This is a genomic window from Thiobaca trueperi (genome assembly GCF_004342175.1).
Classification (GTDB): domain Bacteria; phylum Pseudomonadota; class Gammaproteobacteria; order Chromatiales; family Chromatiaceae; genus Thiobaca; species Thiobaca trueperi.
Window position 1 is genome coordinate 701,762 of sequence record NZ_SMAO01000001.1, and the last position, 11,192, is coordinate 712,953.

General features: G+C 61.0%; 8 protein-coding genes and 1 pseudogene. 3 read left to right on the forward strand and 6 right to left on the reverse strand.

Annotation, left to right across the window (positions count from 1 at the left end):
- Positions 1 to 12: 12 nt before the first annotated feature.
- From EDC35_RS03200 to kdpD, 4 genes are all read right to left on the reverse strand, one after another.
- Entirely contained in the window at positions 13 to 1,332 is a 1,320-nt protein-coding gene (locus EDC35_RS03200; protein ID WP_132975600.1) for a TldD/PmbA family protein, read from the reverse strand.
- Entirely contained in the window at positions 1,329 to 2,771 is a 1,443-nt protein-coding gene (locus EDC35_RS03205) for a TldD/PmbA family protein (protein WP_132975602.1), read from the reverse strand. The genes EDC35_RS03200 and EDC35_RS03205 overlap by 4 nt, the downstream gene beginning before the upstream one ends.
- A gap of 193 nt (positions 2,772 to 2,964) precedes the next feature.
- A complete protein-coding gene (locus EDC35_RS03210) occupies positions 2,965 to 3,654 on the reverse strand; it encodes a response regulator (protein ID WP_132975604.1) in 690 nt (229 codons plus the stop codon).
- Entirely contained in the window at positions 3,651 to 6,389 is a 2,739-nt protein-coding gene (gene kdpD / locus EDC35_RS03215) for a two-component system sensor histidine kinase KdpD (RefSeq protein WP_132975606.1), read from the reverse strand. The genes EDC35_RS03210 and kdpD overlap by 4 nt, the downstream gene beginning before the upstream one ends.
- 205 nt (positions 6,390 to 6,594) lie before the next feature.
- Here kdpD and EDC35_RS03220 point away from each other — a divergent pair, with 205 nt between their 5' ends.
- Both EDC35_RS03220 and EDC35_RS03225 read left to right on the forward strand, forming a co-directional pair.
- Positions 6,595 to 8,079: an Eco57I restriction-modification methylase domain-containing protein gene (locus EDC35_RS03220; RefSeq protein ID WP_132975608.1), complete on the forward strand. Its 1,485-nt coding sequence runs from the start codon at positions 6,595 to 6,597 to the stop codon at positions 8,077 to 8,079.
- Complete coding sequence (locus EDC35_RS03225) at positions 8,076 to 9,029, forward strand: BsuBI/PstI family type II restriction endonuclease (protein WP_132975610.1); 954 nt, start codon at positions 8,076 to 8,078, stop codon at positions 9,027 to 9,029. The genes EDC35_RS03220 and EDC35_RS03225 overlap by 4 nt, the downstream gene beginning before the upstream one ends.
- Positions 9,030 to 9,082: 53 nt before the next feature.
- Here EDC35_RS03225 and EDC35_RS03230 read toward each other — a convergent pair whose 3' ends face one another.
- Positions 9,083 to 9,475 carry a hypothetical protein gene (locus tag EDC35_RS03230; protein WP_243651386.1) on the reverse strand — a complete coding sequence of 131 codons (393 nt, stop codon included), beginning with the start codon at positions 9,473 to 9,475 and terminating at the stop codon, positions 9,083 to 9,085.
- A gap of 264 nt (positions 9,476 to 9,739) precedes the next feature.
- Between EDC35_RS03230 and EDC35_RS03235 the strand changes: the two genes are divergently transcribed.
- A complete protein-coding gene (locus EDC35_RS03235) occupies positions 9,740 to 10,870 on the forward strand; it encodes a TIR domain-containing protein (RefSeq protein ID WP_132975612.1) in 1,131 nt (376 codons plus the stop codon).
- 91 nt (positions 10,871 to 10,961) lie between these two features.
- Here the strand turns inward: EDC35_RS03235 and EDC35_RS03240 are convergent.
- Positions 10,962 to 11,192, reverse strand: a pseudogene (locus EDC35_RS03240) (IS110 family transposase); the annotation flags it as partial.

The window sequence follows — 11,192 nt, forward strand, 5'->3', positions numbered from 1 at the left end:
AGCGCCAATACCTCAAAGCGCCAGATCGATCCCCGACACCAGCAGACCCGGCAGCAGTGCGCTGTCGGTCGAGCGCCCATCATAGGTTTGAGCCGACAGGATCAGCTCGCGCTCAGCGGTCAGCGCCTCCAGCCGGTCGCCGAGCAGATGATAAAGACTGTCGTCGAAGCGCATGACCCTGACCGGGGCAACGATCTCGCCATTCTCGACCCAGTAGGTGCCGAAGCGGGTCATGCCGGTGATGCGGCAGTCGTTGGGGTCGGACCAGTTGCAGTACCAGAGATTGCCGATCAGGAGCCCGGTGTCGAGCCGGGCGAGCGCCTCGCTCAGGGGCAGATCGCCCGCCTCCAGCGCCACCGATTCAGGCGACTCGCCAGCGGCATTGACGGTCTCGCCGTATTCCCTGCCGCTGCGCGCATCCACCAGACAATCACCGAAGCGGCCCCCTTCGATCAGGTTCACGCCAGCCGGCTTGATGAAGCCCTCGGCGGTGAAGCCGGCGGTCAGACCGCGCGCGTGCTCTTCGCGGATGTTCACCCGCGCATCGAAGGCCCGCTCACCGCGCACCAGTTTCAGCAGCGGGGTCTGATGGGTGCGATGGCTCTTGAGATCGAAGCCGCCCCAGGCCAGCATGTCCATCAACTCGCCGACCGCCGCCGGGGCCAGATAGGCGCGATAACGTCCCGGTTCGAGGGTGCGCGCCGGCCGCGCCATGACGCGCAGTCCCTCGCGCATGACGGCGAGTTTCTGATGCAGCGGCCCGGCGTCCCAATGAAAACCGGCATAGCTGGCCTTGACCGCCTTGTCGGCCTCCAGATAGGCGCTCCAGTCGAGATTGAAGCTCAGGCTCCGGTGCCAGTGACGATGTCCGATTGAACTGGCGAGTCCTTCGCTGATCTCACCGCTGGCCCAGATGCCGACCAGATCCAGCCCATCAGCGGCGGCGATCAGCTCGGCGATGGCCTCCTCGGCAGGCGGCGCCTCTTCGCCAACCTGCCGCTGGCTCTCGCCCGGCACGGTGGAATAATTGAGATAGGGATCGTCCGGAACGTGATCGAGACGTGTGCGCAGACGTGTGAGCAGATGACGCGCCCGCACCAGGTCCGCTTGCGGATCGCCGCTCAGGCCGCAGGTGCCGTCGGCCTGTCGCGCCCCATCGATCAGGGTCAGACCCAGCGCGGCGGCACGCACCTGGCCGGCCTGACGAATACGGTTGCGGTTCAGCCGCGCGAAGTCCGAGACCTCGCCGTCAAGCGAACAGAAAAGGACTTCAGACCCCGTCAGTTCGGACTCAAGCTGGTCGGCCAGGGCAAAAAAGGCGTCCTGATTCATTCGCCACCTCCAAAAACGGCCACATCCCGAAACAGACAGGGCGGCGAGGCATGACCCACATGGACCGCCTGATTCGGTTCGCCCTTGCCGCAGTTGGTCACACCGCGAATCTCCAGGGTCTCGGGACCGCCGACACCATCGAGACTGCGCCAGAACTCGGCTGAGATGCCGCGATAGCCCGGATTGCGGACCAGCCCCTTGAGTTCGCCGTCCTCGATCAGCCGCCCCAGTTCGCAGCCGAACTGGAACTTGTTGCGGCTGTCGTCGATGGACCAGGAGCGATTGGTGTCCATCAGCACACCGTGCTCGACCCGTGCAACGAGATCGGCAAGACTGCCCTCCCCCGGCTCCAGATTGATGTTGCCCATGCGGTCGATCGGCGGACGATCCCAGCCGCTGGCGCGGGTGCAGGCCACACCCGGCAGTCCGGCGCGCACCTGCGACAGCACCCCGCCCAGCGGACGTTCGAGGATGCCGCTGCGGATCAGATACTCGCGTTTGGCCGGGGTGCCCAGATCGTCTGCAACCATTGAGGCCAGCTCGCCGGGCAGTGTGGGATCGAAGGTAACATCCAGCAGTTCGGACCCGTAGCGATAACGCCCGAACATGCCGGGGGTGACGAAGCTGGTGCCGGCATAGTTACGCTCATCGCCGAGGATGCGGTCCAGCTCCAGCGGATGGCCGATGCTCTCATGGATCTGGAGCACCATCTGGCTCGGCATGAGAATAAGGTCGCGGGTGTCGTCGGGACACTCGGGCGCGTCGAGCAGTGCAATGGCCTCTTCCGCCACGCGCAGCGCATCCTCAAGCAGACGGGCGGCGGCGAGTCGCTCCAGCCCGCCCTGCTGCGCCCAGTCCGAACCGCCACCGTGCCGGCGCTGGGTCTGGCTGCCGGCATTGGCGACCGCGACCAGTCCCGGATGGACCGACTCGAAGACCTGCGACACCCGCCCACCATCGCTGGTGATCAGCAACTGGCTCACCCGGCGGCGCGTCAGCCAGGCGGACCAGTCGAGGATGCGGTCATCGACGGCAAGCGCGCGGTTGGCGTCCTGAAGCAGGGCCAGCTTGTCGGCCACTGACAGTGATTTCCAGGATTGACCAATCGGCGAGTGATAGTCGGCGCGGGTGCTGGTGCGCGGATAGAATTCGGCATCGAAGAGACCGAGCCGGGCCTGGATCCGCGCCCAGTCCGCCGCGCGTGCACCGGCGGCGCGCAGTCCGGCGGCACTCAGGTCGCTGGTGGCCCCATAGCCGATCCCGCCACCCTTGACGACGGTGATCATGGCCCCGAGCGAAGAACCGAGCAGACTCGGCTCCATCACGCCCTGACGGACTTCCAGATGATCGGAATCCTCTTCGACCAGACGCAGGGTCCAGTAATCGCAGGCGGGAGCCTCTGCGGCGAAACGATCAGCGAATTCGGACAGTTGTTCCATGTGTGTGCAGAAATCGGTGGCGAGACAATGGAACGACTGTCGCCAGAGTCGGGGCCGCTGTCAACTTGCGATGGACCGCCGCTCTCGACCGGGGGTCTCTGCAAGACCGCACGGCAAGCCGGCCTCACGCCCGAGGTGCGTGCGGGAAGTCTGAACCGAGCGGGCCGTGAGTGCCTTTGGTCCGGTCTCTGTGTCAGGGAATGAAGCGATAGCCGATGCCCGTTTCCGTAATCAGATGTTGCGGCCGCGACGGATCCTCCTCGATCTTCTTGCGCAACGAGGCCATGTAGACGCGGACATAATGGCTGTGGTCGGCATGGGATGGTCCCCAGACCTGCCTGAGCAGTTGGCGATGCGTCAGCACCGCATGCGGATGGGTCGCGAGATAGATCAGCAGACTGTATTCGATCGGCGTCAGGTGCAGCGGCTGGCCGGCCCGTTCGACGATCCGCCGTCCGCAATCGACACGGATGGCACCAAAGTCGATGACCGCACCCGGCGCGGCCCCCACCGCCTGGCGTCGCCGCTGGGCGCGCACACGGGCGAGCAGTTCCGCGACCCCGAAGGGCTTGGTCAGATAATCGTCGGCGCCGGCATCGAGTGCGGCGACCTTGTCGCGCTCGGTCGTGCGTGCCGAGAGCACGATGATGGGGATCTCCGACCAGCCGCGCAGCGCGCGGATGAAATCCAGGCCATCGCCGTCGGGCAGGCCGAGATCAAGCAGCACCAGCGCCGGATGGCGTGTGCCCGCCTCGCTCAGTCCCTGCCGCACCGAATCGGCCTCGACGACCTGACAGCCCTCCCGCTCCAGCGACAGACGGATGAAGCGGCGGATCTTCGGCTCGTCCTCGACGACGAGTACCACGGCGCCCGGCTCGTTCATGCCGGCAACTCCAGCGTGCGGGGCGCTTCCTCATTAGCGATCTCGATAACGGGAGGATTGCCGCGCGGCAGCGAGACGATGAAGCGCGCGCCGCGCTGATCCAATTCGGCGCGGCCCGATTCGGCGCGAATGCTCCCGCCATGCGCCTCGACGATGATGCGGCAGAGCGCGAGTCCCAGGCCGATGCCCGGCGTCGCGCCCTCCTTCCTGCCACGCTCGAAGGTCTGAAAGATCGCCTCCTCTTTTCCGGTCGGCACGCCCGGGCCGTTGTCCTCGACCCACAGCTCGATCCGGTCCGGTGCGACCGGCGCGGCGCCGATGCGGATCTGGCTGCCCGGCGGGGTGTATTTGGCCGCGTTTTCCAAAAGATTCGAGAGCACCCGTTCCATCAAAACCGCGTCGAGTTCGAGCAGCGGCAGATCCTCGGGCAGCGCAACGCTTACCCGATGCCGGGCGAGCGCCGTCTGCATCGCCCGCAGCGCACCGCCGACGATTTCCTCCAGCGGCTGCCATTGGCGGTCGAGCCGGACCATGCCGGATTGCAGACGCGCCATGTCGAGCAGATTGTTGACCAGCGCGCTCATCCGCAGCGCCTCTTCGCGCATCGCGGCGGCCAGTTCGGCCTGCTCGGCGGTCGGCGGCGGGCGGGTCATCGCGAGCGAATCGGCCAGACCCACCAGCGCGGTGAGCGGGGTGCGCAGGTCGTGCGAGATCGCCGCGAGGAAGGCATTGCGCAGACGCTCGGATTCCATCTGCAGGGTCGTGGTCTGGGCAACCTCCACGTAGTGAACCCGCTCCAGCGCGATCGCGATCAGGCGCGCGAAGGTATCGAGCAGACGCCGTTGCTCGGGAACCATGATCTGGCGCGGATCGCGCGGCTCCAGTGCCAGCACGCCACGCACGCGCATCGGCGCCTGGAGCGGGAGATAGAGGAGCGGGCTGCCCGGCAGGGTATCGGTGCCGCAGCCGGCCTCGCCGCCATGATCGAAGGCCCATTTGCCAATGCCGACATCGACCGGCAATTCGCCCGGCGAGGGCAGGACCAGCGCGCCGAACCGATCGCTGTCATTGGCCAGGATGATGGCCGAGCGGGCACCGAACTCCGACTCGGCAAAGCGCTGACCAATGTGGGCAATCTGCTCCGGCAACAGCGCCCCGGAGAGGTCGCGCGACAGCTCGTAGAGTGCGCGCGCCCGGCGTTCGCGGCGACTCGCCACCCGCGCCTGATACTTCATGCCAGTGGTGAGATGCGCCGTCACCAGCCCCACACCCAGCATGACGACGAAGGTGAGCAGGTACTGGATATCGCTGATCGAAAAGGAGAAGCGCGGCGATACATGGAGAAAATCGAAGGCGGCGACATTGAGAAAGGACGCCATGATCGAAGGTCCAAGTCCATAACGCGCCGCGACGACCACGACCGCCAGCAGAAAGAGCATGGCGATATTGGCGAGCTCGAACATCGCGTGCAGCGGGGCCGTCGCAACCGCCGCCGTGGCGCAGATGAGCAGGCTCATCGCATAGGACCGCCAGGGTGCCTTCAGCCGCTCCAGCCAGGACTCGTCCGTCCGTTCCTGGTCGGGCGACGGCGGGCGCGCCTCGTCATGGGCGACCAGCATCACCTCCAGCTCCGGCGCCTGTCCGCCGATCCGGTCAGCGAATGAACGGTACCAGGGCCGCCAGCGACGCGGATGATCGCGTCCGAGCAGGATCCGAAACAGATTGTGGCTGCGCGCATAGCCGATAACCACCTCGACCGGGTCGCCGCCGGACAGGGTCGCCGTCTCCGCCCCCAGCTCCTGGGCGAGCTTGAGCCGTTTCAGGATGCGCTGCCGCTGCGCCCGCGAGCGACGCTGCAATGAGGGCGTCTCGACATAGAGCGCATGCCAGGGCACGTCGTCGCGCGCGGCGATGCGGGCGGCGCGGCGAATGATGCGCTCGGCGCTCTCGCCGGGACCGATGCAGGCCAGGACGGATTCGCGGGTCTGCCACACCGGCGCCACGGATTGATCGCGCCGATAGTCCAGCATCTGGCGATCGACCCGATCGGCGGTGCGGCGCAGGGCCAGCTCGCGCAGCGCGATCAGGTTGCCCTTGCGGAAGAAATTCTGGATCGCCCGCTCGGCCTGATGGGGCAGATAGATCTTGCCCTCCTTCAACCGCTGCAACAGCTCATCCGGCGCCAGATCGACCAGCACCACCTCGTCGGCGGCATCGAAGACATGATCCGGCACCGTCTCCCAGACGCGGATGCCGGTGATGCCGCCCACTACGTCGTTGAGCGTCTCCAGGTGCTGGACGTTGACCGTCGAATAGACATCGATCCCGGCCGACAGCAGCTCCTCCACGTCCTGCCAGCGTTTGGGATGACGTGATCCCGTCAGATTGGAATGCGCCAACTCATCGATCAGGATCAGCGCCGGACGGCGCGTCAGGGCGCCATCGAGATCGAACTCCCGCAGCACCCGCCCCCGGTATTCCAGCTCTTTGAGCGGCAGCCGTTCCAGCCCCGTCAGCAGCGCCTCGGTCTCCCGACGGCCATGGGTCTCGATGACCCCGACGACGAGATCGACCCCCTGCTCCGCCTGCGCCCGCGCGGCGGACAGCATGGCGTAGGTCTTCCCGACCCCCGCCGAGGCGCCGAAGAAGACCTTGAGCCGACCGCGCATCGCGCGCTGCTCATCTTCTTTGATTCGCTCCAGAAGCGCATCGGGATCGGGGCGGCCGTCGGACATGGGTGGTTCCTCTTGGGCGGGATGGTTTGAATGATGAGGGCCGGGCGTTGCGTGTTGGGCTGATTTCAATTGGTTGACGGCGTGCGGTATCGGGCGAGACTATAGGCAAAGTCAGACGAAAGCGTGATGTCTGGCTTCCAATTGAACCCTGCTCGGAGATGAGGCCGATTCTGTCTGGTTAAGGAGTAAAGAAGGAGGCTCTGTATTGCTATCGATTATTGAGAAAAAAAGACTTCAAGTTTCAAAAAGCACCGATGCCAAAAAGAAGTCGCAATTCGGTCAATTTTTTACGCCAGAAAAAACCGCAAAATTTATGGCGAACCTTTTCCCGGATAAAACAGGAGACTGTCATCTTTTGGACGCAGGGGCAGGGATAGGTTCTTTATCGGCAGCTTTTTTGGATCGCTGGAGACATGGCGGTTTTCATTTTCAGCGAGTGGAAGTGGATGCCTTTGAGATTGACCACAATTTAATTGGCCATTTGTCCGAAACGCTTGACAAATATGATCAAACAGGAAATTTTTCCGGCCATATCCATGAAGAAGACTTTATCCATGCTGCGGTTGAGTCGCTATCCGGAAGCCTATTTTCGAGACCATTGAAACATTATACGCACACGATCCTTAACCCCCCCTATAAAAAGATCAATAGCCATTCGGCACATCGTCTTGCCCTGCGGCGTGTCGGCGTCGAGACGGTGAACCTGTATTCTGCCTTCGTGGCGTTGGCCGTCGCCCTGGCTGTGCCGAATGGGCAGATCGTGGCTATCATCCCGCGTAGTTTCTGCAATGGGCCGTACTACCGTCCGTTTCGCGATTTCATCCTTGCGCGGGCAGCAATCCGCCACATACATCTGTTTGAATCACGCAGTCAGGCATTCAAGGATGACGCGGTTCTTCAGGAGAACATCATCATCCGCCTGGAGCGTGGCGGTCAGCAGGGACCGGTGACCGTAACGACTTCGACCGATGACAGCTTTTCCGACCTCACAACCCATGAACATCCGTTCGACCGGATCGTATTTCCGGACGATCCCGAGCGCTTTATTCATGTGCCCATCACGACAGACAAAAGCACCATTGAGCTATCGCCCGCTGTGCGCTACTCGCTGGTCGATCTCGGTATCAAGGTATCGACCGGCCCGGTCGTCGATTTCCGCCTGAAAGCGCACCTGCGCGACATGCCGGGGCCGGGTACCGTGCCCCTGATCTACCCCGGCCATTTCAGCAGCAGCGGCACCGCATGGCCGATCGATGGTATGAAGAAACCGAACGCCATCGAACGCAACGCCGACACCGAAAAGTGGCTGTACCCGAATGGATTCTATTGCGTGGTGCGGCGTTTCTCATCTAAGGAGGAAAAACGCCGGGTCGTCGCGAGCGTGGTTGAACCTGGGGCATTCGGTGACGCGCCCATGCTTGGCTTCGAGAACCATCTGAACCTGTTCCATGAAAACAAAAGCGGTTTACCCGAGCCGCTGGCCCGTGGGTTGGCCGTGTTCCTCAACACGACCGCAGTCGATGAGTCTTTCCGACGCTTCAACGGCCATACACAGATCAATGCGACCGACCTCAAACTGATGAAATACCCCTCGCGTTCCGCACTGATCCAGCTTGGCGAGTGGGCCATGCAGCAGGAAACACTCACACAGGACCGGATCGACGCCAGGCTGGGAACCCTGACCGCATGAAAGACAGGAACCATTACATCGAGGCGGCGCAGCAGATCATCTTTTCCCTGGGTCTGCCCCGCGCACAGCACAACGAACGTTCCGCCCTGTGCCTGCTGGCGCTGTTGAACCTCGCGCCGGGCAAGCGATGGGCTGACGCAGAAAACCCGCTGATCGGCATCACGCCAATCATGGATTGGGCGCGTCAGCACTACGGCAAGGACTATGCGCCGAATACCCGCGAGACGTTCCGCCGCCAGACCATGCACCAGTTCTGCGACGCTGGCGTGGCCCTCTACAACCCGGACAAACCAGACCGCCCGGTGAATAGCCCGAAGGCGGTTTATCAGATCGAGCCCGCTGCACTGGCCCTGCTGCGCATCTTCGGCACCCCGGCATGGCATGACAGCCTCGCCGCCTATCTGGCCGAGCGTGAAACGCTGGTTGCCCGGTACGCCAGGGAGCGTCAGCAGAACCGCATCCCGGTTGACATTGCACCAGGCCGGCAAATCACCCTCAGCCCCGGCGAGCACAGCGAACTGATCCGGGCCATTATCGAGGACTTCGCCCCGCGCTTCGCGCCGGGTAGCGTGCTGGTCTATGCCGGCGACACAGGCGACAAGTGGGGCTACTTCGACGCTGCCCTGCTGGCCGGGCTGGGTGTCGATGTGGATTCACACGGCAAGATGCCTGATGTGGTGCTGCACTATACCGAGAAGAACTGGCTGCTACTGGTGGAATCCGTCACCAGTCATGGGCCGGTCGATGGGAAACGGCACGCCGAACTTGCCACGCTGTTTGCCGGATCGAAGGCCGGACTGGTCTATGTCACTGCCTTCCCGAACCGCGCCATGATGGGCCGCTACCTTGGCGAAATCGCATGGGAAACCGAGGTCTGGGTGGCCGACGCACCCTCTCACCTGATCCACTTCAATGGGGTGCGGTTTCTTGGTCCGTACAATGCGACCTAACAGCGCCGCAAAAATGAACGAAACCAGCCAGCCTGAGACATGCCCACTGGCGGTTACCCACCCGCGCGCGGCTTGGGATGACGCGACCCGGTCAGATTGGAGTGCGCCAGCTCGTCGATCAGGATCAGCGCCGGACGGCGCGCCAGGGCGCCATCGAGATCGAACTCCCGCAGCACCCGCCCCCGGTACTCCAGCTCCTTGAGCGGCAGCCGTTCCAGCCCCGTCAGCAGCGCCTCGGTCTCCCGACGGCCATGGGTCTCGATGACACCGACGACGAGATCGACCCCCTGCTCCGCCTGCGCCCGCGCGGCGGACAGCATGGCGTAGGTCTTCCCAACCCCCGCCGAGGCGCCGAAGAAGACCTTGAGCCGACCGCGCGCCGCGCGCTGCTCATCTTCTTTGATTCGCTCCAGAAGGGCATCGGGATCGGGGCGGCCGTCGGACATGTGGTGGTTCCTCTTGGGCGGGATGGTTTGAATGATGATGACCGGGCGTTGCGTGTTGGGCTGATTTCAATCGGTTGACGGCGTGCGGTATCGGGCGAGACTATAGGCAAAGTCAGGCAAGAGAGTGATGCCTGGCTTCTGATGGGAACTTGTGCGGAGATGGCGCATATTCTGTCTAGTACGGCGAACGCAGAATCTGTCTAGCACCATAATTACGGATTCTGTCTAATTCACTGTTAGGCAATCATCAAGTTAAGGTGATAAATGTCACTTAGAAAGAAGAAAGCCGAGATAAAGCGACTGATAGGTTCTTTTGAGCGCGAAGCAGAAAAATTTCACGATTTGACGTTCAGTCTATTCTATGTGACAGATGAGGGACCTATCGATAACAGGAAGTTCAAGTCTCCAAACCATACAATAATGCTGTGGCAGTATTATGGAAAAATTGATCCTCAAGGCAGTGCTGAGAAATTTGTTGAGAATCTAAAAAGTAGTGATCTTCAGTGGGGTTTAAGAGGAGCTAAGTTATCAGCATTTGCTGTGATTGAAGGTGATAGTTGTGCTCTCTTTTGTCGCATGGCAAAACGCGCTGGTAGTTTGTTTAACGAAAAGGAATCTTCTGCTTTAAAGAGTCGCGTGGTTTCTGAAATACAGAATTCCGAAATAGATGGGATTTCTAAACCTACTGCCGCTGTTAATGATAACGCGATGGCTGTTTGGCTAAGCTATCTTCTCTATTACATTTCTAAAGTCAGTCCAGGAAAAGATAAATTAGAGAGAATCGATCCTGATCCTTTTTCTCTTTCGCTATTAGCCTTAGAGGATTTATTAGAGAGTCCAAGAATAGAAAAGGCAGATAAATCGATGAGTCGAGTCGATGAGTTAAATTTCAAAGTGGCTTTGTCGTTTCCGGGAGAGAAGCGTGGCTATGTTTCAAATGTTGTTAGCTCGCTAAAAGAAAGCTTAGGTAAAGACCAAATTTTCTACGACTTTGATTATCAGTCACAGTTGGCTAGACCTGACTTAGATACAATATTGCAGAATATTTATAGGAATAATTGCGATTTGGTCGTTGTATTCTTGTGTAAAGAGTATTCGGAGAAAGAATGGTGCGGTTTAGAGTGGCGTGCTGTAAGGGATATCATCAAGGCTAAGGAGGGTGAGCGAGTAATGTTTGTTCGATTCGATGACGCTCAAATAGACGGTGTATTCTCAATAGATGGTTACATTGATGCCAACCATTTCACGGAAGTCGAGGTTTCTAAGTTTATTCTGGAACGTGTTGAGCTCGTTAGTGGTGAAAATGCCCAACAAATCGCTGCTAGGGACAAACCTACGCTACGCTTCGGCTTGCCCCAGAGCGCGGCGTTAGATTCTTTGAGGCAGCATGACTAGCACCACCACACCACATTATGAAAAAGAGCCGTAGATACTCTGTTCTGACGCAAGTCCTTTTTGCCTCCTGTCCATCAAATTGATGAATGATTCAGACCGCTTGCGGGAGGACATAGAAGCGTTGCCCGTCGAAGGGTTTGCCGGTCTTGAGCATGCCATGGATGGCATGCAGGAGCTTGCGCATGACGGCGCAAACGGCTTGGATCTTCTTCAGTCCCCGATCCTCAATCAGGTGGCGATAATAGCCCTTAACGTGTTCGTCATGGCGCGACGCACTCAAGGCGGGCATGTACAGGCTGCCGCGCAGATAGCGGTTTCCGGC